This is a genomic window from Nocardiopsis synnemataformans, from assembly GCF_965343085.1.
Lineage (GTDB): Bacteria > Actinomycetota > Actinomycetes > Streptosporangiales > Streptosporangiaceae > Nocardiopsis > Nocardiopsis alborubida.
This window is the reverse complement of record NZ_CBDRFA010000037.1, coordinates 48,191-73,100: the sequence shown is the minus strand read 5'-3', so window position 1 is coordinate 73,100 and position 24,910 is coordinate 48,191. Positions and strand designations below refer to the sequence as shown.

The 24,910-nt window shown below is 71.6% G+C and carries 21 protein-coding genes and 3 tRNA genes; 8 read left to right on the top strand and 16 right to left on the bottom strand.

Translation table 11 applies throughout. From position 1 onward, the window contains the following. Nucleotides 1-301: 301 nt before the first annotated feature. The 6 genes from ACSIH6_RS21460 to ACSIH6_RS21435 all read left to right on the top strand — a co-directional run bounded on the left by ACSIH6_RS21460 (nt 302) and on the right by ACSIH6_RS21435 (nt 8,844). Nucleotides 302-1,747, top strand: a complete 1,446-nt coding sequence (locus ACSIH6_RS21460) for a cytochrome ubiquinol oxidase subunit I (protein ID WP_435110092.1) — start codon at nt 302-304, stop codon at nt 1,745-1,747. A 12-nt stretch (nt 1,748-1,759) separates the two neighbouring features. Continuing rightward, nucleotides 1,760-2,812 carry a cytochrome d ubiquinol oxidase subunit II gene (gene cydB, locus ACSIH6_RS21455; protein WP_435110091.1) on the top strand — a complete coding sequence of 351 codons (1,053 nt, stop codon included), beginning with the start codon at nt 1,760-1,762 and terminating at the stop codon, nt 2,810-2,812. A 264-nt stretch (nt 2,813-3,076) separates the two neighbouring features. Further along, nucleotides 3,077-4,954 (top strand): thiol reductant ABC exporter subunit CydD, encoded by a 1,878-nt coding sequence (cydD, locus tag ACSIH6_RS21450; RefSeq protein ID WP_435110090.1) that lies wholly within the window; start codon nt 3,077-3,079, stop codon nt 4,952-4,954. Continuing rightward, nucleotides 4,951-6,717 (top strand): thiol reductant ABC exporter subunit CydC, encoded by a 1,767-nt coding sequence (cydC, locus tag ACSIH6_RS21445; protein ID WP_435110089.1) that lies wholly within the window; start codon nt 4,951-4,953, stop codon nt 6,715-6,717. The genes cydD and cydC overlap by 4 nt, the downstream gene beginning before the upstream one ends. A 75-nt stretch (nt 6,718-6,792) precedes the next feature. Then, a complete protein-coding gene (locus tag ACSIH6_RS21440) occupies nt 6,793-7,797 on the top strand; it encodes a hypothetical protein (protein WP_435110088.1) in 1,005 nt (334 codons plus the stop codon). Between the two features lie 165 nt (nt 7,798-7,962). Next, the gene (locus tag ACSIH6_RS21435) at nt 7,963-8,844 is read left to right on the top strand and encodes an EI24 domain-containing protein (protein WP_435110087.1); all 882 of its coding nucleotides are present in this window, start codon (nt 7,963-7,965) and stop codon (nt 8,842-8,844) included. 361 nt (nt 8,845-9,205) lie between these two features. Here the strand turns inward: ACSIH6_RS21435 and ACSIH6_RS21430 are convergent, their stop codons facing one another. The 5 genes from ACSIH6_RS21430 to ACSIH6_RS21410 form a co-directional block, all read right to left on the bottom strand. Then, on the bottom strand, nt 9,206-9,751 hold the full coding sequence (locus tag ACSIH6_RS21430; RefSeq protein ID WP_435110086.1) for a Uma2 family endonuclease: 546 nt from the start codon (nt 9,749-9,751) through the stop codon (nt 9,206-9,208). A gap of 173 nt (nt 9,752-9,924) precedes the next feature. Next, nucleotides 9,925-11,049, bottom strand: a complete 1,125-nt coding sequence (locus ACSIH6_RS21425; protein ID WP_435110085.1) for a D-alanine--D-alanine ligase family protein — start codon at nt 11,047-11,049, stop codon at nt 9,925-9,927. Between the two features lie 59 nt (nt 11,050-11,108). Then, nucleotides 11,109-12,338 (bottom strand): trans-sulfuration enzyme family protein, encoded by a 1,230-nt coding sequence (locus ACSIH6_RS21420; protein WP_435110084.1) that lies wholly within the window; start codon nt 12,336-12,338, stop codon nt 11,109-11,111. Nucleotides 12,339-12,349: 11 nt separating this feature from the next. Beyond that, entirely contained in the window at nt 12,350-13,405 is a 1,056-nt protein-coding gene (locus ACSIH6_RS21415) for an NAD(P)H-dependent glycerol-3-phosphate dehydrogenase (protein ID WP_435110095.1), read from the bottom strand. Between the two features lie 8 nt (nt 13,406-13,413). Next, entirely contained in the window at nt 13,414-14,259 is an 846-nt protein-coding gene (locus ACSIH6_RS21410; RefSeq protein WP_435110083.1) for a lysophospholipid acyltransferase family protein, read from the bottom strand. Between the two features lie 338 nt (nt 14,260-14,597). Here ACSIH6_RS21410 and cofC point away from each other — a divergent pair, with 338 nt between their 5' ends. Continuing rightward, the gene (cofC, locus tag ACSIH6_RS21405; protein WP_435110082.1) at nt 14,598-15,290 is read left to right on the top strand and encodes a 2-phospho-L-lactate guanylyltransferase; all 693 of its coding nucleotides are present in this window, start codon (nt 14,598-14,600) and stop codon (nt 15,288-15,290) included. A 143-nt stretch (nt 15,291-15,433) separates the two neighbouring features. On the opposite strand, the gene ACSIH6_RS21400 is transcribed toward cofC, so the two are convergent. From ACSIH6_RS21400 to leuC, 3 genes are all read right to left on the bottom strand, one after another. Further along, entirely contained in the window at nt 15,434-15,715 is a 282-nt protein-coding gene (locus tag ACSIH6_RS21400) for an HU family DNA-binding protein (protein WP_013151244.1), read from the bottom strand. Nucleotides 15,716-16,064: 349 nt separating this feature from the next. Then, nucleotides 16,065-16,661 (bottom strand): 3-isopropylmalate dehydratase small subunit, encoded by a 597-nt coding sequence (gene leuD / locus ACSIH6_RS21395; protein ID WP_435110081.1) that lies wholly within the window; start codon nt 16,659-16,661, stop codon nt 16,065-16,067. A 25-nt stretch (nt 16,662-16,686) separates the two neighbouring features. Further along, nucleotides 16,687-18,093, bottom strand: coding sequence for a 3-isopropylmalate dehydratase large subunit (gene leuC, locus ACSIH6_RS21390; RefSeq protein WP_435110080.1), 1,407 nt, complete (start codon nt 18,091-18,093; stop codon nt 16,687-16,689). Between the two features lie 153 nt (nt 18,094-18,246). Between leuC and ACSIH6_RS21385 the strand changes: the two genes are divergently transcribed. Further along, nucleotides 18,247-18,933: an IclR family transcriptional regulator gene (locus tag ACSIH6_RS21385; RefSeq protein WP_435110094.1), complete on the top strand. Its 687-nt coding sequence runs from the start codon at nt 18,247-18,249 to the stop codon at nt 18,931-18,933. 171 nt (nt 18,934-19,104) lie between these two features. Here ACSIH6_RS21385 and ACSIH6_RS21380 read toward each other — a convergent pair whose 3' ends face one another. The 8 genes from ACSIH6_RS21380 to ACSIH6_RS21345 form a co-directional block, all read right to left on the bottom strand. Beyond that, the gene (locus tag ACSIH6_RS21380; RefSeq protein ID WP_435110079.1) at nt 19,105-20,022 is read right to left on the bottom strand and encodes a helix-turn-helix transcriptional regulator; all 918 of its coding nucleotides are present in this window, start codon (nt 20,020-20,022) and stop codon (nt 19,105-19,107) included. Between the two features lie 175 nt (nt 20,023-20,197). Further along, the gene (locus tag ACSIH6_RS21375; RefSeq protein ID WP_435110078.1) at nt 20,198-20,461 is read right to left on the bottom strand and encodes a hypothetical protein; all 264 of its coding nucleotides are present in this window, start codon (nt 20,459-20,461) and stop codon (nt 20,198-20,200) included. A 220-nt stretch (nt 20,462-20,681) separates the two neighbouring features. After that, nucleotides 20,682-20,757 (bottom strand) — tRNA-Glu (locus ACSIH6_RS21370). 110 nt (nt 20,758-20,867) lie between these two features. After that, nucleotides 20,868-20,940, bottom strand: a tRNA-Glu gene (locus ACSIH6_RS21365). A 51-nt stretch (nt 20,941-20,991) separates the two neighbouring features. Continuing rightward, nucleotides 20,992-21,063: transfer RNA gene (locus tag ACSIH6_RS21360), tRNA-Gln, on the bottom strand. A gap of 134 nt (nt 21,064-21,197) precedes the next feature. Continuing rightward, nucleotides 21,198-22,643, bottom strand: coding sequence for a glutamate--tRNA ligase (gene gltX, locus ACSIH6_RS21355; RefSeq protein WP_435110077.1), 1,446 nt, complete (start codon nt 22,641-22,643; stop codon nt 21,198-21,200). A gap of 142 nt (nt 22,644-22,785) precedes the next feature. Further along, nucleotides 22,786-23,847 (bottom strand): GDSL-type esterase/lipase family protein, encoded by a 1,062-nt coding sequence (locus tag ACSIH6_RS21350; RefSeq protein ID WP_435110076.1) that lies wholly within the window; start codon nt 23,845-23,847, stop codon nt 22,786-22,788. Between the two features lie 90 nt (nt 23,848-23,937). Further along, on the bottom strand, nt 23,938-24,738 hold the full coding sequence (locus ACSIH6_RS21345) for a fumarylacetoacetate hydrolase family protein (protein ID WP_435110075.1): 801 nt from the start codon (nt 24,736-24,738) through the stop codon (nt 23,938-23,940). Between the last annotated feature and the right edge of the window lie 172 nt (nt 24,739-24,910).

The window sequence follows — 24,910 nt, the reverse complement described above, 5'->3', positions numbered from 1 at the left end:
GCGCTCGGAGCCTCGTACGCCCGGAAGCGTCCGTACCCGCGGCCGTCCGCGTCCCGAAGCGTGTGTCCGAACGCACACGGCGACTCCCCGCGTGGCCGCGGCCGCCCCGTCCAGGCGGCTTCCCCGCAGGTGGAGGCGGTGGAGGCCCGCCTGCGGCCTCCGCCGGCGCATCCCGGAGAGCCCGCGCACCCACCGGGGAGACGCACGGAACACCGTTTTCCGCGGGACCCGCTGGAACTACGACAGACTGTAGAACTACGATCTGTAGTACTACCGGCGGTCGGTACTTGGAGAGGCGGGTATGGAAGCCCTTGAACTCGCGAGGTGGCAGTTCGGTGTCACCACGATCTACCACTTCCTGTTCGTGCCCCTGACCATCGGGCTGTCGTTCATCGTGGCCGTGCTCCAGACCCTCTGGTACCGCACCGGCAGACACGAGTACCTACAGGCCACCCAGTTCTTCGGCAAACTCTTCCTCATCAACTTCGCCATGGGCGTGGTCACCGGGATCGTGCAGGAGTTCCAGTTCGGTATGAACTGGAGCGAGTACTCCCGCTTCGTCGGCGACGTCTTCGGCGCCCCGCTGGCCATGGAGGCCCTGCTCGCCTTCTTCCTGGAGTCCACCTTCATCGGGCTGTGGATCTTCGGCTGGCACCGGCTGTCCCGGGGCGTCCACCTGGCCTGCATCTGGGCGGTCGCCATCGGCACCAACCTCTCGGCGTACTTCATCCTCGCCGCCAACGCCTGGATGCGGCACCCCGTCGGCTACACGGTCAACGAGGAGAACGGACGCGCCGAGCTCACCGACATCTGGGCGGTGCTCAGCAACGACCAGGCCTGGTCCACCTACCTGCACACCGTCTCGGCCGCGTTCATCACCGCCGGGCTGTTCGTCGTGGCGGTCAGCGCCTACAAGCTCTGGCGCAACAGCCACCACAACGACACCGGCACCCCCGGGGTGGTCCCGCCCCGGAAGGACTTCGCCCTGTTCCGCGGCACGCTCAAGGTCGGCCTGGTCTTCACCCTGGTAGCCGGGGCCCTGGTGGTCTTCTCCGGCGACCACCAGGCCAAGCTCGCCGCCGAGTACGAGCCGATGAAGCTCGCCGCCGCCGAGGCCCTGTGGGAGACCGAGGAGGGCGCGGCCTTCTCCGCCCTAGCCGTCGGCGACACCGAGGAGCGCTACAACCCCATCGACATCACCATCCCCAACGTGCTCAGCTTCCTCGCCACCGGTCAGTTCGACGGCGAGGTGCACGGGATGAACAACCTGGAGGAGGCCTACGACGAGTACTACGGCCCCGGCGACTACACCCCCAACGTGTTCGTCGTGTACTGGTCCTTCCGCCTGATGATGGGTCTGGGCATGTTCGGGGTGGCGGTGGCCGCGCTCGGCCTCCTCCTCACCTGGGGCAGGGAGCGCACCCCGACCAGCAAGTGGTTCTACTACGCGGCCATGCTCGCGCTGCCCGCGGCTCTGGCCGCCAACATCTTCGGCTGGGTGCTCACCGAGATGGGCCGCCAGCCCTGGACCGTGCACGGCGAACTGCTCACCGCGGCCAGTGTCTCCCCCGGGGTGAGCCTGGGGGCCGTCGCGGCGACCCTGGCCGGGTTCACCGCGGTGTACGGGGGGCTCTTCGTCATCGAGGTCGGCCTGCTCCTGAAGTACATCAAGGCCGGACCCTCCCACCTCGTCCCCGACCTGGAGGACGACGAGGACGAGTCCAAGATCCCGCACTTCAGCTACTAGGAGCCAAGGACCATGGAACTGGCCGTCATCTGGTTCATCGCCATCTCGGTCCTGTGGATCGGGTACTTCGTCCTGGAGGGGTTCGACTTCGGGGTGGGCACGCTCATGCCCTTCATGGGCAGGCGCGACTCCGTCGACCGCCGGGTCGCCATCAACGCGATCGGGCCGGTCTGGGACGCCAACGAGGTGTGGCTGATCACCGCGGTCGGCGCGACCTTCGCCGCCTTCCCCGCCTGGTACGCCTCCCTGCTCAGCGGGTTCTACGCACCGGTGTTCCTCATCCTCGTCGCGCTGATCCTGCGCGGTGTGGCGTTCGAGTACCGGGGCAAGCGCGACAGCTCCGTGTGGCGCGCCTGGTGGGACCGGGCGATCTTCGCGGGCAGCACCGCGCCCGCCTTCCTGTGGGGCGTGATCTTCGCCAACGTCGTCCGGGGCGTGGCCATGGGCTCCGACCAGGTGGTCACCTCCTCGGTGGCGGACCTGCTCAACCCCTACGCCCTGCTCGGCGGGCTGACGACGCTGTCACTGTTCACCCTGCACGGGGCGATCTTCCTGACCCTCAAGACCGACGGGCCGGTGCGGATCCGCGCGCGCCGGGCCGCCCTGTGGTCCGCGTGCGCCGCGGTCCCGCTGGGCTCGCTCTTCCTGGCGTGGACCCAGCTCGCCCACGGCGACGGGACGCGGACCCTGCCGCTGGTCGCCCTCTCCGCCGCGGCGCTGGCGGGCGGGGTCGCGGCTGCCTGGCGGCGCCGCGAGGGGTGGTCGTTCGCCTTCACCGCGGTGACCATCCTCGCCGCGTTCGCCGCCCTGTTCACCGCGCTGTTCCCGAACGTGTTGCCCTCCACCACCGACCCCGCGTTCAGCCTGACCGTCGCGGGCGCCTCCTCCGCCGAGTACACGTTGACCGTGATGTCGTGGGTGGCGGTGGTGTTCCTGCCGCTCGTGCTCCTCTACCAGGGGTGGAGCTACTGGGTGTTCCGCAGGAGGGTGACCGGCGAGACCGTGACCGGGGCTACCGTCACCCAGGCCGAGCACGGGGGCAGGAATCCCGAACCCGCTGCCTGACGGTGCCGCGGTGCCTCCCGGCGGGTACACCCGCCCCGCCCGGGAGGCACCCGACCGCCCCCACCCGGGAGGCTCCCGACCGCCCCGCCCCGCCCCGGGACAGAGGGCCGCGGTGGCGGCCGGTCAGCGAGACGCACCGGGTGGATACTGGGGCCGTCGCGCCCGCTCCGGCCGGCCGGGGCGGCACCGTGCCACCGTGAAGGCCCCAGCCACTCCGGGTCAGCCGTGCACCCGGCCCGAACGACGTCGTGAGGTCCCGCGCCTATGAAGCCCCTTGACCCGCGCCTGGTGCGTACCGCCAGCGCGGTACGCGCACACCTGGCCGTCTCCGTGGCCAGCGGAGTGCTCATCACCGGCCTGATCCTGGTCCAGGCCTGGCTGCTGGCCCGCGCCGTCACCGGCGCCTGGAGGGGCGAGGGGCTGGACACCCTGGGCTGGGTGGTCGGCGCGGTCGCGGCCGTCGCCGTGGTCCGGGCCCTGCTGTCCTACCTGGCCGAGACCTCCGCGCTGCACAGCGCCGCGCGCACCAAGTCGCAGCTGCGCCGCCAACTGGTGGCGCACGTGACCGGGTCCGGCAGGGTGTGGACGGCCGAGCCCGGCGGCGAGCAGGGCTCGCCCAAGGCGGGCGAGCTGGTCACCCTGGCCACCCGGGGCCTGGACGCGCTCGACGACTACTTCGCCCGCTACCTGCCCCAGCTGGTCCTGGCCGCGATCGTGCCCCTGGCCGTGCTGGCGGTGGTGTTCTGGTCGGACTGGATCTCGGGGATCGTCATCCTGGTGACGCTGCCGCTGATCCCGGTGTTCATGGCACTGATCGGAATGCACACCCAGCAGCGCACCGACCGGCAGTGGAAGCTGCTGAGCCGCCTGGGCGGGCACTTCCTGGACGTGGTGGAGGGGCTGCCGACCCTGGCCGTGTTCCGCCGGGCCAAGGCGCAGGCCGAGATCCTGCGCCGGGTGGGTGAGGACCACCGGCGGGCGACGATGGGAACGCTGCGGGTCGCCTTCCTGTCGGCGTTCGCGCTGGAGCTCCTGTCCACCCTGGCGGTGGCGCTGGTCGCGGTGGAGGTGGGCCTGCGCCTGCTGGGCGGCCACATGGACTACCAGACGGCGCTGCTGGTGCTGATCCTGGCGCCGGAGGCCTACCTGCCGCTGCGGGAGGTGGGCGCCCGGTTCCACGCGAGCATGGAGGGTGTGTCCGCCGCCGAGCAGGTGTTCACCGAGCTGGAACGCGGACGCGGAACGGCGCGGACCGGAGCCAGCGCACCGGACCCGGCGGACGGCACGGCCGACGGACCCCGGGGAGCGAAAGGGACCGGGGAGGTTTCCGACGTCACAGGGGCCGCCCTGGCCACGGACGCCGTCGGGGCGACGGCCGCCGCGACGGGATCCGGCGGCTCCCCCGCCCCTCCCGCCGCGACCGGCCGACCCGCGCCCGCCGCCGGAGGCGACATCCGCTTCGAGGACGTGGAACTGCTCTACCCCGGACGGGACGTGCCCGCACTGTCCGGGTTGGACCTGGAGGTGGCGGCCGGGGAGCACCTGCTGCTCACCGGCCCCAGCGGGGCGGGCAAGTCCACCCTGCTGTCGCTGCTGCTGCGGCTGGTCGAACCCACGCGGGGGCGCGTCAGCGTGCGCGCGCCCGGCGGAGGGTGGCAGCCCCTGGACGGGGTCAACGCCGCCGACTGGCGCCTCGGCACCGCCTGGGTCCCCCAGAACCCCTACCTGTTCGACGTGTCCGTGGCCGACAACATCCGGCTGGGCGCACCCGACGCCTCCATGGAACGGGTTCGTGAGGCGGCCCGGCTGGCCGAGGCCGACGCGTTCGTCCGCGCCCTCCCCGACGGCTACGACACCCGGCTCGGCGAGCGCGGCACCCGCCTGTCGGCCGGACAACGGCAGCGGATCGCGCTGGCACGGGCGCTGTGCCGGGACGCCCCGCTCGTCCTGCTGGACGAGCCCACCGCCCACCTGGACCCGGAGAACGCCGCGGCGGTGCGCACGGCCGTCGCCCGGCTCCTGGAGGGCCGGACCGCCGTCATCGTCGCCCACGACACCGGCTGGGCGCACGGCGTCCTCGGAGACACCCTGCGGACCGCGTCACTGCCGCTGCTGACCCAGGAAGGGAGTGCGTCGCGATGAGCGCCGACACCGCCGCCCCCGACACGCTCCACGTGCCCGAGCGCGAACGCCGCCGCGACCCGCTGCTGCGGATGACGGCCCTGGCCCGGCCGCGCGGGGGCCGCTTCGCGCTCGGTGTGCTGCTGGGCGCCGCCGCGACCGGCGCGGCCGTGGCCCTGCTGGGCGTGGCCGCGTGGATGCTGGCCACCGCCGCCGACCACCCGCCCATCACCGCGCTGGGTGTGGCCGTGGTCGCCACCCGCGCGCTGGGCGTGGGCCGCGGGGTGGCCCGCTACCTGGAGCGGCTGGTCACCCACGACGCCGCGTTCCGCACGCTGGCCGAGGTCCGGGTGCGGGTGTACGAGAGGCTCGCCAGGACCGAGCCGTTCGGCCGCTTCCGGTCCGGCGACCTGGTGTCCCGGCTGGTCAACGACACCGAGGCCACCCTGGACCTACTGGTGCGCGGACTGACGCCGCCGCTGGTCTCGGTGGTGACGGGCGGCGTCACGGTCCTGGTCCTGACCGCGCTGTACGTGCCGGGAGGGCTGCTGCTGGCGGCGGGCCTGCTGCTGGCCGGTCTGGCGGTGCCGCTGGCCGCGGCCGCGCTGGGACGGGAGCCGGGCAGGCGTCAGGCCAGGGCGCGCGGGGAGCTGTCGACGACCCTGGTGGACACCCTGCACGGGGCGCCCGACCTGGTCGCCTACGGCGCCATGGACCGGCAGGTGGAGCGGGTGTACGCGGCCGACGAGGAGCTGACCCGGCTGGCACGCAGGGACTCCGCGATCCTGGGGCTGGGCGCCGGGGCGAGCGCGCTGATCACCGGGCTGACCGTGTGGGGCGTGCTGTTCCTGGGCGTGACCGCCGTGGAGGGCGCAATGCTGGACGCGGTGTCGCTGGCGGTGCTGGTGCTGGTGACGCTGGCGGCGTTCGAGATCGTGGCGCCGCTGCCCGCCGTGGCGGCCAGACTGGGGGCGATCCGGGCGAGCGGCGCGAGGCTGTTCGGAGTCCTGGACACCCCGCCCGCGGTCGCCGCGCCCACGCGCACGGGCCTGGACCCGCACGGGGACGCGACGGTCCGGGTGCGGGACCTGCGGGTGCGCTACGGACCCGAGGAACCGTGGGCGCTGGACGGGATGGACCTGGATATCCCCGCAGGGTGGACGGTGGCGGTGATCGGCCCCAGCGGCGCGGGCAAGAGCACGCTGGCGTCGGTGCTGCTGCGGTTCCGCGACCCGGACGGCGGCCTGGTGGAGATCGGCGGGGAGGACGTCACGTCGTACCCGGCCGACGAGGTGCGCGGGGTGGTGTCGGGGGTCACGCAGGACCCGCACGTGTTCGCCTCGACGCTGCGGGAGAACCTGCGGCTGGCCCGACCCGGCGCGGAGGACGACGAGCTGTGGGAGGCGCTGCGGCGCGCGCGGCTGGCCGACGACGTGGCGGCGACGCCCCGGGGGCTGGACACGCGGGTGGGCACGCACGGCCTGGGCCTGAGCGGCGGGATGGTGCAGCGGCTGGCGCTGGCCCGCGCCCTGCTGGCGGCGCCCCGGGTGCTGGTGCTGGACGAGCCGACCGCCCACCTGGACCCGGACACGCGCGACGCGGTGGTGGAGGACCTGTTGGCCGCGACCGAGGGGTACTCCACCCTGCTGGTCACGCACGACCTGACGGGCCTGGACCGCGTGGACCGGATCTACGTGGTGCGCGACGGCCGGGTGGTCCAGCAGGGCACGCACGAGGAGCTGTCCCGGCGGGAGGGCTGGTACCGCGACGTCAGCGCTTCCTGAATTTCTTGAAACCACCCCGCGTCGAACACAGATTCGCTAACTTCTCTTCAAGGAGTCCACAACCCTAGGAGAGTCATGGCCGAGAAGTACAGCGGCCTGCACAGCGAAACACGAATATCCATGGCAGACGGCACACGAAAGCGCCTCATCCAAGTCCAAGTCGGAGACGAAGTACTTGGGACCGACCACGGCACACGTGTCGTTTCGACTCGGGTGTTCCAAATGCGCCGCCAAGGCCCGGGAGCCTCCTGGACAAAACTTTCGGGACGACGACTACGCGCAGGACGCGGAAGCTCCTTCTTCTGCCTCATCTCCAGCCCCGACTACCGCGTCTGGTCACCAGGGCCAGACACCTACACACCGGTTGGAGAGTACTCACCAAGTCAGCGAATCACACTGCTCCGCAGCGAACTCGACCTGACCCCATGTCAGCGCTCCGTGTTGCTGGGGAAGCTCCTGGGCGACGGACACCTCCAAAGGGCCAAGTCCGGGAGCGCATCCGTCGTGTGGGGCCATCGGCAGGCCGACGAGGAATACGTTCGATGGACTCTGCGAGCTCTTGGAGACCTCGCCAGCACCAGCATCCGTGAGTTGACCAGCGGCTACGGATCGGCCATCATCACCGCGCGCTCGACCTTCCACCCGAGCGTGGCGGAATGTTTCGGGGAAATGACAGCACATGGGAAGAAAAGGATCCCTTCCTGGATCGCCGAACACCTCGATCCGCTCGCTTTGGCGTTCTGGTACATGGATGACGGGTCGCTCTGCCACACAGAAGGCCAAGAGGATCGAGCGTTGCTTTCCACGTGTGGTTTCGATGAGGACGACTGCCGTGTACTCCTGAACGGGCTGCGCAGACTCGGCATCACAGGGACGCTCATGCGAGACAGCCGGGGGTATCTAACAATCCGTCTCAACAGTGTCGCCGCAGAGCGACTGTTCCTGCTCGTCGCTCCTTACGTCCCTCCCGTGATGCAACGAAAGCTCCCGGAACGCTATCGCGGCCATGACGGCTGGCTCCCCCGGCCGGCGAGAGGCAGTTCAGGCGACAGCTTGTGTCCCAACTGGTGGAACGCATAGAGAGTGATGCCCAGAACAAGAAGTCTGCTTGGCACACGTCAAGCCGCTACGCGATCACCACGGGCACACGCAACCTCTTCGCGAACGGCGTCCTCGTCCATGACTCGTCTTGAGAGCCTCGGCCCCGGATCTGACAGCGGTGCCGGGGTCCTCTAGGGTTCCCCCGTGGCCAATCCCGTTCGTGAGTTCCTCGGTGGCGTCGGCGCCCTCCTGCGCGGCTTCACCCTGCTGTTGCGCAAACCGCGCCTGTTCCTGCTCGGCGCCCTTCCCGCCCTGATCACATCACTGGTGTTCCTGGCGTTGTTCGTACTCCTGGTGGTGAACCTGACCGACCTGGCCGACTGGGCGACGCCCTTCGCCGACGGCTGGGACCCCCTGTGGCAGGGGCTGCTGCGCGGCGCCGTGTCCGTGGCGGTCCTGGCCGGATCGCTCCTGCTGATGGTGGTCGGGTTCACGACGGTCACGCTGACCCTGGGTGGGCCGATCTACGACAAGGTCACCGAACTGGTCGAGAAGGAGCTGGGCAACGACCCCGGCGAGCTCGACGAGTCGCTGATGGCCTCTATGTGGCGGGCCATCCGGCAGTCGCTGGCCGTCGTGGCGATGTCCCTCGTGGTGATGGTGTTCGTGTTCGCGATCGGTTTCATCCCGGTGGTGGGACAGGTGGTCGGCCCGGTGCTGGCCGCCGTGCTGGGCGGGTGGCTGCTGGCGGTCGAGCTGCTGGCGAGCGCGTTCGACCGCCGGAGGCTGATGACCATCCGTGAGCGGCGCCGGTACATGGGCACCCGGCGGGCGCGGGTGCTGGGCTACGCGGTGCCGACGTACTTCCTGGTGGCGATCCCGTTCCTGGCCGTCGTGGTCTTCCCCGCCGCCGTCGCGGGCGCGGTGATCCTCACCCGCGAGCTGGTCCCCACCGCGCCGCACCGGCCGGACCCCGCGGGCCCCCTGCCGGGATCGGGCGCTCCGGGCGGACCGCTTCCCGGCGGAACGCCTCCTGGCGGGCCCTTCCCCGGCGGCCCTTCCCCCAGCGGACACGGTCAGGGCTGACCGGAGCCGGACCTTCCCGGCGCCACCAGCGCCGACCTGGACCGCCCCGTGCCCGCGCGCGGGGCGGTTCTGCGTACGCCGTCCCGAACCCGGTGCCGCCTCGCCGCACAGAAGTCCGTACGCGTGCGCGGCGGCGGCCAAGGTCCAGTCGGAGCCGGGGTCGTCCACAGGCTGGCAGGAAGGGCTGGTGGCTGGGTCGCGGTGAGCGTACGCTCGCGGAGGGACCTCCGTGGACCCGTCCACACGGGTGGGCCCACCCCCGTGTACCAGTGTCCTCGGGAACGCCGAAGGCGGGCAACCGCCCGGTCGCCCGCCTGTGGATATTTCCGCCGCCCAACTCGGCCGCCGGACGCGCCCGTACTCACGTGAGCAGTGTGGAGGCCTCGATCTCGACGTCGAAGGGTTTGGGAAGACTCACCGATCCACCCCGTACGGCGCGAGCGACCTCCTGGTACTCGTCGCCCTTGGGCTCGGAGAAGAGCGCGACCTCGCTCCTACGGGGGTCGACGACCAGGTAGAGGGGTACCCCGGCCTTCGCATACCCCCGTGCCTTGGCCTGCCAATCGTGGAGAGCGCTGCTCGGAGAGACGACCTCCACCGCGAGCTCCAACGCCTCTGCCGGCCGGATCCACTCCGGACCGTCCCACCCCTCACCCTCGGCCAGAGCCGCCGGCATAACCAGGAGGTCGGGAACGTAGCGATCCCCGGTCCCACTGATTTCCACCGTCGCCGTCTGTAGCATGTCGAACCCCTCCTCCTCTACGTGAGAGAGAGCCCTTTCAAGCTTCCTGACAGCCCTGGCGTGCCGGTAGGTCGGTGTCGGCGACACGATGATGCTCCCGTTGATGATCTCCGCGCGGTAACCATCCGGGAGTTCGAGGCTTTCAGCCAGCGTCGGGAGGTCCATCTCCGTCTCCTCCACCCGCTCTTGAGCAGCACACGTCACAAGGGACACCCTGAGGTATCCAGAATGCTCCTGAGCGTAGCGAGATCACCACACCAGCGTACGCGTTTCCGGAGAGAAACCCCAGAAAGCACGGGGACGGACGGCCACACGGCCGTCCGTCGGCGGGAAGCGCTCTACCGCAGCCCGGGGGCGCGGCGCAGCGCCGTGGAGATCATCCGCTCCACCAGGGCCGCGTAGTCCACGCCGGTGGCGGCCCACATCTGCGGAAAGGCCGACGCCGGGGTGAAGCCGGGCATGGTGTTGAGCTCGTTGACGAGGATGCCGCCGTCCTCGGTGTAGAAGAAGTCCACGCGGGCCAGGCCCTCGCAGCCCATCGCCTCGAACACCTCGGCGGCCAGCGCGCGCAGGCGCGCCGTGGCCTCCTCGGGGATCTCGGCCGGGATGGTCAGGCTGCTCGTGGACAGGTACTTGGCCTCGAAGTCGTAGAAGTCGAAGCCGTCGGCGACGTGCACCTCGGCCGGGACGGACACGTCGGGCGTGCCGCCGTCCTCGGACTCCAGCACGCCGCACTCCAGCTCGCGGCCCACGACCCGGGCCTCCACCAGAACCTTGGGGTCGTGCTCCCGGGCCGCCTCGACCGCGGCGACCACCGCGTCGGCGTCGGAGGAGTCCTCCACCTTGCTGATGCCCACGCTGCTGCCCGCGCGGGCGGGCTTGACGAACACGGTGGCGCCCAACTCGGCCACGTCGTCCAGCACCCTCTTGCGCTCGGTGCGCCACTGGCGGTCGGTGATGGCCACGAAGTCGCTGGTGGGGATGCCGTTGCCGCGCAGCATGGCCTTCATGAAGACCTTGTCCATGGAGGCGGAGCTGGAGAACACCCCGGCCCCGGCGTAGCGCACGCCCATCATCTCGAACAGCCCCTGGATGGTGCCGTCCTCGCCGAAGGGGCCGTGCAGCAGCGGCAGCACCACGTCCACCCCGGCCAGGCGCTCGGGGCCCTTGACCGGGTCCACGACCATCAGCTGGCCCGCCGAGTCGAAGGGCAGCGCCAGGTCGACGCCGTCCTCGGACACCGACGGCAGCGCGCTGGTGCCCGCGTCGATGCGCAGGCTCTCGGGGTCGCCCGAGGTCAGCACCCAGTTGCCCGTACGGGTGATACCGACCGGCACGATCTCGTAGCGGTCGTGGTCGACGACGGACAGCACGCTGCCCGCGGTGACGCAGGAGATCTCGTGTTCGGAGCTACGCCCGCCGAAGACGACGGCCACCCGAATCTTGCGCTGTTCGGACGACATGCTGCCTGACCCTATCTCGCCGTTGGTTGGAACCGGAGCGGGTGAGACCCCGCGGTGTGTCAGCTGTCCCCGCCGAGGGCCGCCAGGGCGTCCTCGACGAGGTCACGGGGGTCCTCCAGGCCGACGGAGAACCGCACCGCTCCCGGTGAGATGCCCGCCGCGGCCAGTTCACGTTCGCTCATGCTGCGGTGCGACGTGGAGGCGACGTGTCCGGCCAGCGTGTGCGTGCCGCCCAGCGAGGCGGCGATGGTGGCCACGCGCAGCCGGTCGGCGAAGGCCATCCCGGCCTCGCGTCCGCCGCGCGGGTGCACGGTCACGACCGCGCCGTGGCGACCCCGGTCGAAGAGCTTGTCGGCGAGCGCCGACTGGGGGTGGGAGGCCAGCGAGGGGTGGTCGACCCGCTCCACCAGGGGGTGCCCCTCCAGTGCCGCGGCGAGGGCCGCCGCGCTCTCGCACTGGCGCTGCACACGCAGCGGCAGCGTCTCCAGCCCCCGGTGCAGCAGGTAGGCCTCGTCGGGGGCCAGGCAGGGGCCCAGGTCCACGCGCGCGGAACGGATGCGCCCGATCAGGTCGGGCGAGGCCACGGCCACGCCACCGGTGGTGTCGCTGTGGCCTCCGATGTACTTGGTGGCCGAGTGCACGACCACGTCGGCGCCGTGCTCCAGCGGGCGGCACACGGCCGGGGAGGCGAAGGTGGAGTCCACCACCAGAGCGGCACCGGCCTCGTGGGAGATCCGCGCCAGTTCGGGCAGGTCGGAGACGGTCATGGTGGGGTTGGACAGCGTCTCGGTGAACACCATCCGGGTGTCGGGTCCCACGGCGGCGCGCACGGCGTCCGGGTCGGTGATGTCCACGAAGTCGGTGCGCACGCCGAACCGGCGCAGCAGCCGGTCCAGCAGCGAGTGGGTGTTGCCGTAGATGGACCGCGAGGCCACCACGTGCGACCCGGCCTCGGTCAGCGCCATGAACACCGTGCTGAGCGCGCCCATGCCCGAGGAGAAGGCCTGTCCGCGCACCGGCCCCGGCACCCCGGCGCCCTCCAGTGCCGCGACGGCGTCGGCGAACGCGTCCACGGTGGGACTGTCGATGCGCGCGTAGGAGTAGCCCGGCCGGGTGCCCGCCAGCACGTCCGCGTACTCCTGGGAGGTGTCGAACGCGTAGGTGGTGGCCCGGTGGACGGGCATGCGCATCGGGCGCTCGGCGGGAACCGGCGCCTGCGGGAGGGAGACCGCCCGCGTGTACTCGCCCTCGGCCCCGGCGCCCGCCGCGGACCCTGGTGTGTGTGACATCGTGCTCGCTCTCAGACCCCGTAGCGCTCGGGCTTGGCGCTGCGCGCCATGAAGGCGGCGAGCGCCTCGGCCGGGCTCAGGTCGTGGTGCATCATCTTGACGACGGCCTCGGTGATCGGCAGGTCGACCCCGTGGGCCCATCCGAGTTCCAGGACGGATTCGGAGGACTTGACCCCCTCGGCCGTCTGCCTGGTCTCCGCGACGACCTGTTCGAGGGTCTTGCCAGCGCCCAGTTTCTCACCAAAGGTCCGGTTCCGCGACAGCGGCGACGAGCATGTCGCGACCAGGTCACCCATCCCGGCCAGGCCGGACAGGGTGTGCTCGTCCGCGCCCAGGGCCACCGCCAGACGTGTGGTCTCGGCCAGGCCGCGGGTGATGAGGGACGCCTTGGTGTTGTCCCCGAAGCCCATGCCCTCGGCCACGCCGACGGCCAGTCCGATCACGTTCTTCATCGCACCGCCGATCTCCACCCCGACCAGGTCGGTGCTGGTGTAGGGGCGGAAGTAGGCCGACCTGAACAGGCTCTGGAGCCGTACGGCCGTCGGCTCGTGGGAGCAGGCGACCACGGCGGTGGCGGGCTGGCGCTCGGCGATCTCGCGGGCCAGGTTGGGGCCCGACACCACCGCGATGCGCTCCTCGGGGTACTCCAGGACCTCGGCGATGATCTGGCTCACCCGCATGCGGGTGCCCAGTTCCACACCCTTCATGAGGCTGACGACCACCGCGTCCTCGCGCAGGTGGGGACGCCAGTCCACGAGGTTGGCCCGCAGCGTCTGCGAGGGCACCGCCAGCACCACCACGTCGGCCTCCGCCAGCGCCTTGGGGGCGTCGGTGGTGGCGCGCAGGCGCGGGTTGAGGGCGATCCCGGGGAAGTAGTCGGGGTTCTCGGAGGTGTCGTTGATCGCGTCGACCACCGAGGACCGCCGCCCCCACAGGACCACCTCGGCGGCGGAGCCGCCCGGACGGCGTTCCCCGGCCAGGTCGGCCGCGTCCGCGATGATGTTCGCGAACACGGTGCCCCACGAGCCCGCGCCGAGAACGGCGATCCTCACGTCGTCGCTACCCATCGGCTCCGTCATGCCCCCGCGCTGTCCTTGCCGTTGTCGCTCTTCGCCCCGGCCTCGTCTTCGGTCGGCGCCGTGCTGTCCGCCGCGGCGGCCGTGCCGCCGTCCACGGAGGGCCGCGCCTCGCTCCCGGCGGCCGCGGTCCGCGCCTTCCTGGGGTCGTAGGGGACCGCGGGCGGCTCCTCGCCGCGGATCCGGGCCTGGAGGCCGGTGATGTCGGCCATGATCGCCTCGGTGGCCTCCCGCAGGACCGTTCCGGTCAGCGGCTGGTCCCGGAACCGGGACAGGTCCACCGGCGGTCCGGCCCGGAACTCCACGCGCTTGCGCGGGAACAGCCTGACCTTCTTGGTGCCGTAGGGCATGATGTGCTGTTCGCCCCAGTGCGCCACCGGGACCACGGGCACGCCCGTGGTGAGGGCCAGGCGCGCCACGCCGGTCTTGGCCGTCATCGGCCACAGGTCCGGGTCCCGGGTGCAGGTGCCCTCGGGGTAGAAGATCACCGAGGCGCCGTCGCGGGTGAGCGCCAGTTCGGCCTCGTGGAGCGCCTTGACGGCATCGGTGCTGCCGCGCTTGACGGGGATCTGGCCGGTGCTCCTGGCCACCGCGCTCACCACGGGAATGCGCATGATCCCCTCCTTCATGGTGAAGGTCGGCCAGCGCCGGGCGCCGATGTAGAGGAAGTGGGCGACCGTCAGCGGGTCCGCCAGGGACAGGTGGTTGAGGGCGATGATCGCGCCGCCCTTGTCCGGGACGTGCTCGGTGCCCTTCCAGTCCGGCTTGGTCACGAACCACAGGACGAACCGGACGATCCGGGAGACGACCGCCTTCACCCACCGGGATTCTCGTTGCTTGGCCACGGGACTCCTCACTCCATCGCTCCAGGCCCGTCGAGGCCGCACAGCACAACCGATTCAGTGTAGGGCGTGGTCGGCGGGGGACGCCCCGCTGCCTGGCGGGGCGCCGTCCGCTGACCTTCGGGCCCGGGACACGCCTGGTGCGGCGCGGCCGCGGTGGACGGCGGGCCCGGGGCGGGGCTCTCGCGCGTCCCCGGCGGGCGGCGCCGACAGGCCCTCCCCCCAACGCCTGGCCCGGTCCGGGTTTTTCCGTACGACTCCGCCGGGCGGCGGCGCCGACGGTTCCTCCCCGAACGCCTACCCTCGTCACTGTCGTGCCGTACCGACGTTCCGGGGGGACCGTGACCGGCTGTGGAGAACGGAGCGGGGCGCCGCGCCCCGGGGCGCGCTGGTCCCTGGTCGTCCCAGTGAAGCACCTCGGCCGCGCCAAGTCGCGACTGGCCCCGGCCGCGGGGGGCCGCCGCGAGGACCTGGCGCTGGCCATCGCCTGCGACACGGTGGCCGCGGCGCGGGCCTGCCCCGCGGTGGCGGCGGTGTTCGCAGTGACCGAGGACGCTCGTGCGGGCGCCGAGCTGGCCCGGCTGGGCGCGGTGGTGGTGGGCGGCGAACCCGGCACGGGGCTGAACCCGGCGCTGGAGCACGGGGCGGCCGTCGCGCGGCGGCGCCTGCACGCGCTCGGGGTGTGTGCCCTGTCCGCCGACCTGCCCGCGCTGCGTCCCGAGGAGCTGGAGCGGGTCCTGGCGGCGGCGGCCGGGCACGGGCGCTCCTTCCTTCCGGACGCTCCCGGCGTGGGCACGACGCTGTTCGCCGCCGCGCCCGGGCACCCGTTCACCCCGGCCTTCGAGGGCCCCTCGCGGGCCCGCCACCTGTCCGGGGGCGCCAGGGAACTGGTGGTGCCGGACGTGGCGTCGGTGCGGCGCGACGTGGACACGTTCGAGGACCTGCGCGCCGCGGTGGCGCTGGGCGTGGGCCCCAGGACGCGCGGGCTGTGGGAGCTCGTGGGCGACGGCCTGTGCCCGCAGAACGCGCCCTGAGCCCTCCTGAGGCCCTTCCACGCCTCCCCCCGGGCTCCTAGCCCCAGGAGTCCCACGAGGCCTCAGGACCCCCGGGAACGCGTTCCGCCCGGGCCCCTCGAAGGGAACCCGGGCGGACGGACCCGTCGCCGTGTGGTGGCGGGTTACTTCTTGTCGCCGTTGACCAGAGCCTTGAAGTCAGCGCCAGCGCGGAACTTCGGGACGAAGCTCGCGGGGACGTTGATGGTGGCGCCGGTGGCGGGGTTGCGGGCCGTACGGGCCGCGCGCTCGGACTTCTCGAAAACGCCGAAGCCGGTGATGGCGACCTTGTCGCCCGACGCCACGGTGGCCTGAATGGTGTCAAGCACAGCGTTGACCGCTTCGGTCGCGGTCTTCTTGTCTCCGAGTCGATCGGAGATCGCGTCGATCAGGTCACGCTTGTTCATAAGGTTCCTCCGGTTCCCCCTTGCTCGCACGAAATTAGGGGAAGCAGAGGCCCTTACACAAATACAAACGCCTACGGGCAGGGCGTGTCGGGTCCATCCCCACCTGCGCGGCAGCTCCTACGGGGCTCCGGTCCAGACCGGAACCGCCTCTGACTTCAGTCCCTTTTGACCCCTTCTGCGAGCCTCAAATGCCTACGTATAACCGGATTCCGGGCATGAGACACGCTGAGCTTAAGGACGGAAGACCCGTAAGCAGGCGCTCACAGTAGGTAAAGGTAAAATATTTCTGGACCGGGGGTGTCCTGCGTCACACAGGACACGAATCCCCGGCCCAGAAGCCGATCAGTGTCTAGAGCGTCACCGGCAGCCAGGACTTGCGGGTGCCCTCGAACTCCCCGATCGCGTCCGTGTGGCGCAGGGTCAGCGCGATGTCGTCCAGACCCTCCAGGAGCCGCCAGCGGGTGTAGTCGTCCAGCTCGAAGGACTCCCGCACACCCGCCGTCGGAACCCGCACCTCGCGCTCGACGAGGTCCACGGTCACCTCGGTGGCGGGGTCGGCCTCGACGGCCGCCCAGACGCGGTCGATGACCTCCTGCTCCAGCAGGACCGTCAGCAGGCCGCCCTTGAGCGAGTTGCCGCGGAAGATGTCGGCGAAGCGCGAGGACAGCACGGTCTTGAAGCCGTAGTCCTGGAGCGCCCACACGGCGTGCTCGCGCGAGGAGCCGGTGCCGAAGTCCGGCCCGGCCACCAGAACGGACGCGCCCTGGTACTCGGGGCGGTTGAGGACGAAGTCGGGGTCGGACTTGCGCCACTCGGCGAACAGGCCGTCCTCGAAGCCGGTCCGGCTGACCCGCTTGAGGTAGACGGCCGGGATGATCTGGTCGGTGTCGACGTTGCTCGCGCGCAGCGGCACGGCCCGACCGGTGTGGACGTCGAACTTCTCCATGAGAGGTCTCTCCTAACGGGACGCGCTAGAGGGCGGCCAGGTCGGCGGGCGAGGACAGAGTGCCGCGCACCGCGGTGGCGGCGGCGACCTGCGGCGACACCAGGTGGGTGCGTCCGCCGCGGCCCTGGCGGCCCTCGAAGTTGCGGTTGGAGGTGGAGGCGCTGCGCTCGCCGGGCTTGAGCTGGTCGGGGTTCATGCCCAGGCACATCGAGCAGCCCGCCTCGCGCCACTCGGCACCGGCCTCCTCGAAGACCCGGCCCAGGCCCTCCTCGTTGGCCTGCTCCTTGACCCGCATGGAGCCGGGGACGACGAGCATGCGCACGCCCTCGGCCACCCTGCGGCCGCGGATGATCTCGGCGGCGGTGCGCAGGTCCTCGATGCGGCCGTTGGTGCACGAGCCCAGGAAGACGGTGTCCACCCTCACCTCGCGCATCGGCGTTCCGGCCTCGAGGTCCATGTAGGCCAGGGCCTTCTCGGCCGCGGCGCGGGCGGAGGGGTCCTCGTACGAGGCGGGGTCGGGCACGGAGGCGTCCAGCGGCACGCCCTGGCCGGGGTTGGTGCCCCAGGTGACGAACGGGCTGAGCTCGTCGGCGTCCAGCACGACCTCGGCGTCGAAGACCGCGCCCTCGTCGGTGCGCAGGCTCTTCCAGTGCTCGACCGCGGCGTCGAAGTCCTCGCCCCGCGGCGCGTGCGCCCGGCCCCGGATGTAGTCGAACGTGGTCTGGTCCGGGGCGATCATCCCGGCGCGGGCGCCCGCCTCGATGGACATGTTGCACACGGTCATGCGGGCTTCCATGGACAGGGCCTCGATGGCCTCACCCCGGTACTCGATGACGTAGCCCTGGCCGCCGCCGGTGCCGATCCTGGCGATGACCGCGAGGATGACGTCCTTGGCGGACACCCCCGGCCGCAGCGCGCCGTTCACGGTGACGGCCATCGTCTTGAAGGGGGCCATCGGCAGGGTCTGGGTGGCCAGGACGTGCTCGACCTGGCTGGTGCCGATGCCGAAAGCCAGGGCGCCGAACGCGCCGTGGGTGCTGGTGTGGCTGTCACCGCAGACGATGGTCATGCCCGGCTGGGTCAGGCCCAGCTGGGGGCCGACCACGTGCACCACGCCCTGCTCGATGTCGCCCATCGGGTGCAGCCGCACGCCGAAGTCGGAGCAGTTCTTGCGCAGCGTCTCGACCTGCTTGCGGGAGACCGGGTCGGCGATGGGGGCCAGCAGGTCCTGGGTGGGGACGTTGTGGTCCTCGGTGGCGATGGTCAGGTCCGGGCGGCGCACGGACCGGCCCGCCAGGCGCAGGCCCTCGAAGGCCTGCGGGCTGGTCACCTCGTGGACGAGGTGGAGGTCGATGTAGAGCAGGTCCGGCTCGCCGTCGGCACGTCGGACGACGTGCTCCTCCCAGACCTTCTCGGCCATCGTGCGTGCCATGGGCGGTCGCCTCTCTCGTTGTCGTCTCGGGCGCGTCTCGTGTGGAGCCCTGCGCGGACTTCGGCCTGACTTGCATTCCATATTTCGAGACGGCAATATCAAGCCATGGACAACTCTAGCTCATCCAGCGGCGTCGGTGTCCTGGACAAGACCATGTCCGTCCTCGACGCCCTGGAGTCGGGACCGGCGTCCCTGGCCCAGTTGGTACAGATCACCGGCCTGGCCCGGCCGACGGCCCACCGGCTGGCGGTGGCGCTGGAGCGCCACCGCATGGTCACCCGCGACAGCCAGGGACGCTTCGTGCTGGGCCCGCGCCTGGGTGAGCTGTCGATAGCGACCGGCGAGGACCGGCTGCTGGCCGTGGCCTCCCCCGTCCTGGTGCAGCTGCGCGACCTGACCGGGGAGAGCGCGCAGCTCTACCGCCGTCAGGGGGACCTGCGGGTGTGCGTGGCCGCCTCCGAGCGCAGCAGCGGGCTGCGCGACACGGTGCCGGTCGGCAGCGAGCTGCCCATGAACGCCGGTTCGGCCGCCCAGGTCCTGCTGGCCTGGGAGGACTCCGACCGGATCCGCCGCTCCCTGCTGGGGGCGCGGTTCACGGCGGCCAGCCTGGCCCAGGTGCGCCGCCGCCGGTGGGCCCAGAGCGTCGCCGAGCGCGAGCAGGGCGTGGCGTCGGTGTCCGCGCCGGTGTCGGGCCCCGGCGGACGTGTGATCGCCGCCGTGTCGGTGTCGGGCCCCATAGAGCGCCTGACCCGCTCCCCCGGCCGCATCCACTCCCAGGCGGTCCTGTCGGCGGCGGAGAAGGTCAGCGAGTCCCTGCACAGCTACGAGGGCGGGCACTAGCCGGACCGCCCGCCCGAGGGTGCCGTCCGGGAGACGGCCCGCCCGAGGGCATCGAGGTGAAACGCTCGGTGACGATTCACCCCCCGGGAGCGGCGTGGAGCCTCTGGTGACGCTCTTTCCCGGGGGCAGATCCTTCCGTGACGGTCCGCCGCCGGGGGCCGGGCCCCGGGCTCAGGCGCCGACGAGGTCCATCGGCGACCGCGCGGTGATGGGCGCGGTCTTGGTGGACGCGCCCTCCGACGCGACGGTGAACTCGCTCTCGGGCGACAGGGCGATCATCCCCAGCCAGTCGCGCACGGTCATCCCGGGCACCAGCTCAGTCGCGTCACCGCGCTCGCCCTCCCCGTCGACCATGACCAGGGCGTGGATGCGGTTGGTCACCGTGGCGAGCACGACCGGGTGCTCGAAGGCCTCCAGCCTGCGGAAGACGTCCACCGCCTCGTCGCGGGGCGAGCAGACCAGCACCGTGTAGCGGCCGCGGGCGTCGCGCACCCGCGGGTTCTTCACCAGGTAGTGGATGAACTCGCGCGTGGTGCGGGCGTGCGCGGCCAGCAGCCTGGCCACCCGGCGCGCGTCGGGGCTGTTGGCGTGGCGGACCAGGGCGAGTTCGACCTTGCGCGAGGTCTGGAGCAGCCAGTCGATCTCGGTCATCTCCGTCCGCGTGGGCCGCAGCTGACCGTCGTCCAGGCCGATCCCGCTCAGCCACGCGTTGACCTCCGACCACAGCCACACCAGGGAGCGTCCCACGGCCGCCTCCGGCGCGGGAAAGGGAACGCCGTCGTGCCGCTGCCCGCGGACCCACTGGTCGACGTTCTGCCTGCTCCGGCCGGTGATCTCGGCGATGTCGGAGACCCCGACCAGCTCCCTGTCGAGGCGGACCATCCGCACACCGGGCACCGTCACGTGAACGCGCTCCACCAGCGACCTGGCCGCCGTGACCGCGTCCGGGCCGAGCGCGGCCACGGACAGGCGCGGGGAGCCGTGCCAGAAGGAGACGACGGCGTCGAAGCTCTCGCTGAGGGCCTGGACGGTGTCGTGGTCGTCCAGGTCGAACCCGTCCACGACGAAGACGAACTCGTACTCGGCCATCGGCCTCGCCTTCCTCCGGTGTGTGCCGGGCTACCGGCCACGGTCAACGGCCGCCGCGCCCCGGAACCCGCCGGATGCCGCTCAGCCGTTGGCAAACGTCAACACAAGGATACCCGGAACGGCCGGACCCCACCACGGTCGGCACCCACCGGAACCGCCTCCGACCGGACCGGCCTCACTCGCGGAACCCGCCCGCGCCCCGCCGGGGGTCGTCCGGTGGCATCGGGCAGCGCCGCGCCTCCTGCCGGATACGGCGCGCGGCCCGGCCGGAGTTGCGCGGCGTCCCGGGGACCTGGATGCGGGTGCAGCCGCAGTCGCAGTACAGGCGCCCCCAGTGTCCCTCCTGCCTCAGCACCCACCCCTGTTCGCACAGGTCCTTGAGGACATCACGGAGTTCCTTGTCCTGGTGGTTGCCCGGACCGAGCTCACGGCCGGTCACGGCGCGTCCGGAGGCGCCGGTCCGGTCCGGACGGCTGGGGAGGGATGGTCGCTCTTCATACGCTCCGACAGGGGTTGGGCGGCCGGGAGACTGCGCCCACCCAGTATCCCAGGGACGCCGCACCGCCGCGGATCCGCCCTCCGCGACCCCGGGAGGAGGGTCTTCAAGGACCACCGAGCAACACGAAAGGCCCCATCCTCGTGGATGGAGCCTCACCTGGTGGTACCCCCGAGCGGATTCGAACCGCCGTTACCGCCTTGAGAGGGCGGCGTCCTAGGCCACTAGACGACGGGGGCCGGACTGGTCCGGGCGGATCTTCTACTACGATACCCGCCCCAACCGGACACCGATGGCATGCATCGGTCAGAAAGAAAGCCCCCACATGGTGAGAGCCTCTCCCTCTGTGTACCCCCGAGCGGATTCGAACCGCCGTTACCGCCTTGAGAGGGCGGCGTCCTAGGCCACTAGACGACGGGGGCGCGCTTTCGGGTCTGCGACCCGCGCGGTCAGCGCCTCAACGCTGACCGGAGCTGGGATACCAGGACTCGAACCTAGACTAACTGAACCAGAATCAGTCGTGCTGCCGATTACACCATATCCCAATGCTTTGGGAGGACCCGGTTCGCTTTCGCTTCCCCGTCCCCCTCGGCGACGTGGACAACTCTAGCGGACATTCGGAGTACTCGCGAACCGGAATCGGGGCGGCCGGGCTGTGGCTCCGACCACCCCGTCCGCCTCAGGACCCGGCGGGGCCCTCCTGCGCGGCCAGCTTCGCCAGGGCCGCGGCCAGCCGTTCCTGGACGCGCTCGCGGCCGAGCAGTTCCAGCGACTCGAACAGCGGCAGGCCGACGGTGCGGCCGGTGACCGCGACGCGCACGGGAGCCTGCGCCTTACCCAGCTTCAGGCCCAGCGAGGCGCCGACCTCCTCGGTGGCGGCCTTGAGGTCCTCGGCGGCCCACGGCAGCTCCGGGTCGGCGAAGCGCGCCAGGGCGGCCTGGAGCATCTCCCGCCCCACGCCCGGCTTCATGGCCTTGGCCCAGCTCTTCTCGTCCTCCACGGGCTCGCGGAGGAAGAGGAAGTCCACGTTCGGCACGATCTCGCTGAGCACCGCCACGCGGCTCTGCGCGAGCGGGGCCACGGCGGCGAAGACCGCCGGGTCGTAGTCGGCCGGGTCCCACGGGGCCGCGTCGCCGGTCAGCCACGGCTGGCAGCGCTCGGCGAACTCGTCGGCGGAGAGCGCGCGGATGTACTCGCCGTTGAAGGCGCGCAGCTTCTTCTCGTCGAAGAAGGCGCTGGAGCTGTTGACGTCCTCCACCCGGAACAGCGGCTGCATCTGCGACCACGGCATGATCTCGCGGTCGTCGCCCGGCGCCCAGCCCAGCAGCATGAGGTAGTTGACCATCGCCTCCGGCAGGTAGCCCTCCTCCTGGTAGGACTCCAGGGCGACCTTGTCGCGGCGCTTGGAGAGCTTCTTGCGCTGCTCGTTGACGATGACCGGCAGGTGCGCCCACACCGGTGGGGTCAGCCCCAGCGCCTCCCACAGCAGCTGCTGCTTGGGGGTGTTGGACAGGTGCTCCTCGCCTCGGACGACGTGGGTGATGCGCATCTCGACGTCGTCGACGACGTTGGCCAGCACGAACAGCGGCGAGCCGTCGGCGCGGGCGATCACGAAGTCCTCGATGGCGGAGTGCTCGAACTCCACGCGGCCGCGGATCTGGTCCTCCACGACGGTGGGGCCGCCCTCGGGCACGCGGAAGCGCAGGGCCCGGCCCGGGCCGGGCGCCAGGTTCCGGTCGCGGCAGAACCCGTCGTAGCCCAGGTTGGGGTTGTCGCGCCGCTCCTGCACCTGCTCGCGGGTGCAGTCGCAGTAGTAGGCGCGGCCGTTCTTGTACAGCTCCTGCGCGGTCTCGCGGTGTTTGCCCGCGTACTCCGACTGGAAGTAGGGACCCTCGAAGTGCGGGTCGTCCTCGCCGATGCCGAGCCAGGCCAGCGCGCGGATGATGCCCTCGGTCCACTCGGGGCGGTTGCGTGCGGCGTCGGTGTCCTCGACGCGCAGCACCATGCGGCCCTCGGGCCGCTGCTGTGCCAGCGCCCAGTTGAACAGCGCGGAGCGCGCGCCGCCGACGTGGAACATGCCCGTGGGGGACGGGGCGAAGCGGGTACGAATCGAAGTCTCAGTCACGCGCCCAGGGTATCCGCGGTGGGCGGGGGCCCGGGGAAACCCGCTGGTCCCCCCGCTGGTCCCCGTCACGCGCGCGGGACCGCTCCCCCCAGCCGGAAGGCGGGAGGCGGGCCGGGGCGGTGGTCGGCGTCCCCGCTCCGCCTCACCCCCCGGCGGAGGCCGTGGGCAGCGGGCGCGGGTAGGCCCGGCCGATTCCGTAGCCCTCCGCGAGGGCGTCGGCGAAGGCCGCGGCGATCTTGACCTCCCCGCGCGCGTTGGGGTGGGTGCCGTCGTAGGTGTCGGCGGCCACGTCCCAGTCCTCTCCGCCCGCCACGTCCAGGCTGATCACCGGCGAGCGCTCCGTGGACATGTCGGCGGCGACCTCGCGGATCAGGACGTTGTACGCGTACACGCGCAGGGCGAAGCCCTCGTCGGACTCGGCCAGGGCGATGGGCAGCGTCTCGGCGAGCACGACGCGCAGGTGCGGGTTCGCCTCGCGCGCCGCCTCCACGTAGCCGCGCAGCCGGTACTCCATCTCCTCCATCGTGACCGGCCACAGCAGGTCGTTCACGCCGAGCATGACGCACAGCACGTCCGGGCGGTGGACGCGGACGTCCTCCCGGATGGAGGAGGAGGCGTCGCGGAGGGTGCGGCCCCACAGGGCGTTGTGGTCCTGGTCGAAGTCGGGGTCCCGGTACTCGGCGGTGTCCGGGTCGCCGTCCGCGCCGGGCCAGACGACACCGTCCTCCGGCGGCGGCTCGTCGGAGCCCGGCGTGGAGGGGCCCGCTTCGGGAGCGCCCCCGTCGGCACCGTCCTGCTCCGTGCCGTCCTGCTCCGTGCCGTCCTCCTGGTAGTCCTCGGCGGGGTCGCCGTCCGGGCTCGGCGTCGCCTCGTCCTCGGTGGTGGGGACCGGCAGGATCATGTCGCGGGTCGCGGGGTCGCTGTAGGGGCCGACGAAGTCCAGTTCCTCCACGTGCGGGGAGAGGTGGTTCCACAGGTGGTAGCGCCAGGTCCGGTCGCCGTTGGCGCCCTGGGTCATCGAGTCGCCCGCCAGCATGACGCGGCGCGGTTCGCTCACGGGTCCCCCTGTCGGTGTGCCGGCGCCGCCCCCGCCGTCGTCGGTGCGCGCGGCCGTCCAGTAGGCGGTCCCCGCGGCCAGGAGCACGAGGGCGAGCGCGCCGGCCAGGACGAGGAAGCCGGTGCGGCGGCGTCGGGGGATGGTCAACGGACTGCCTTCCACTCGTGCGCGGGTCGGCGGCGCGGGCGCCGCCGACCACCCGGTCCGCGTACGGGGTCGGTGCGGACGGGAAAACCCTCAGTCGCGGGCCACCACGCGGTTGGTGATGGTGCCCAGCCGCTCCACCGTCACCGCGACCTCTTGGCCGACCTCGACCGGGCCCACCCCGGCGGGGGTGCCGGTGAGGACCACGTCACCGGGGAGCAGCGTCATGAAGGAGGTGACGTAGGCGATGATGCCCGGGATGTCGTGGATGAACTGCGACGTGCGCCCGTCCTGGCGGGTCCGGCCGTCCACGGTGGTGGTGACGGCCAGGTCCTGCGCCTCCTCGATGCTCATCCCGGTGGTGATCCAGGGACCGATGGGGCAGAAGGAGTCGAAGCCCTTGGCCCGCGTCCACTGCTTGTCCTTCTTCTGGAGGTCGCGGGCGGTGACGTCGTTGGCGACGGTGTAGCCGAAGATGACGTCCTTGGCGCGCTCGCGCGGCACCTCGCGGCAGGGGCGGGAGATGACGATGGCCAGCTCGCCCTCGTAGTCCACCCGCTCGGAGACGGCGGGGCGGAAGATCGGGTCGTGGGGCCCGGTCACGGCGGTGGAGGGCTTGAGGAAGACGACGGGCTCGTCGGTGGACTCCCCCGTGACGTCCTTCATCTCCGCGACGTGGTCCGCGTAGTTCTTGCCGATGCAGACCACCTTGGTCGGCAGCACCGGTGACAGCAGCCGGACGTCGGAGAGCTTGGCCCGCTCGCCGGTCAGCTGGATGTCGCCGATGAGGGGGTGGCCGCTCAGCCGGGCGACGAACTCCTCCCCTGTGTCGGAATCCTTCTCTACCAGGCCGAACCCGACCTCGTCACCGGACGCGAACCGCGCGATGCGCACCTGATGCCTCCCAGCAGCCCTGTTGTCTCGCTTGCGGTTGAAGGGTATCGGCGCGGCGGGTGGCCGGGAGCGGACGGGCCCCGTCCGGGGGGAGTCGAAGGACACACCACGACCGCGCCCCGGACGGTACGGGTGCACGCGATAGCCCCGAAAGGGCACAGGACATTCCATG

What these genes read in the sequence shown, in the direction of transcription:
- leuC (WP_435110080.1), bottom strand. Translation starts at nt 18,093, where the DNA reads ATGGCACGCACGATGGCCGAGAAGGTCTGGGAGGAGCACGTCGTCCGA.
- ACSIH6_RS21385 (WP_435110094.1), top strand. Translation starts at nt 18,247, where the DNA reads ATGTCCGTCCTCGACGCCCTGGAGTCGGGACCGGCGTCCCTGGCCCAG.
- ACSIH6_RS21440 (WP_435110088.1), top strand. Translation starts at nt 6,793, where the DNA reads ATGGCCGAGAAGTACAGCGGCCTGCACAGCGAAACACGAATATCCATG.
- leuD (WP_435110081.1), bottom strand. Translation starts at nt 16,661, where the DNA reads ATGGAGAAGTTCGACGTCCACACCGGTCGGGCCGTGCCGCTGCGCGCG.
- ACSIH6_RS21425 (WP_435110085.1), bottom strand. Translation starts at nt 11,049, where the DNA reads ATGTCGTCCGAACAGCGCAAGATTCGGGTGGCCGTCGTCTTCGGCGGG.
- ACSIH6_RS21430 (WP_435110086.1), bottom strand. Translation starts at nt 9,751, where the DNA reads ATGGACCTCCCGACGCTGGCTGAAAGCCTCGAACTCCCGGATGGTTAC.
- cydB (WP_435110091.1), top strand. Translation starts at nt 1,760, where the DNA reads ATGGAACTGGCCGTCATCTGGTTCATCGCCATCTCGGTCCTGTGGATC.
- ACSIH6_RS21380 (WP_435110079.1), bottom strand. Translation starts at nt 20,022, where the DNA reads ATGGCCGAGTACGAGTTCGTCTTCGTCGTGGACGGGTTCGACCTGGAC.
- cydD (WP_435110090.1), top strand. Translation starts at nt 3,077, where the DNA reads ATGAAGCCCCTTGACCCGCGCCTGGTGCGTACCGCCAGCGCGGTACGC.
- ACSIH6_RS21460 (WP_435110092.1), top strand. Translation starts at nt 302, where the DNA reads ATGGAAGCCCTTGAACTCGCGAGGTGGCAGTTCGGTGTCACCACGATC.
- ACSIH6_RS21415 (WP_435110095.1), bottom strand. Translation starts at nt 13,405, where the DNA reads ATGGGTAGCGACGACGTGAGGATCGCCGTTCTCGGCGCGGGCTCGTGG.
- ACSIH6_RS21420 (WP_435110084.1), bottom strand. Translation starts at nt 12,338, where the DNA reads ATGTCACACACACCAGGGTCCGCGGCGGGCGCCGGGGCCGAGGGCGAG.
- cydC (WP_435110089.1), top strand. Translation starts at nt 4,951, where the DNA reads ATGAGCGCCGACACCGCCGCCCCCGACACGCTCCACGTGCCCGAGCGC.
- ACSIH6_RS21400 (WP_013151244.1), bottom strand. Translation starts at nt 15,715, where the DNA reads ATGAACAAGCGTGACCTGATCGACGCGATCTCCGATCGACTCGGAGAC.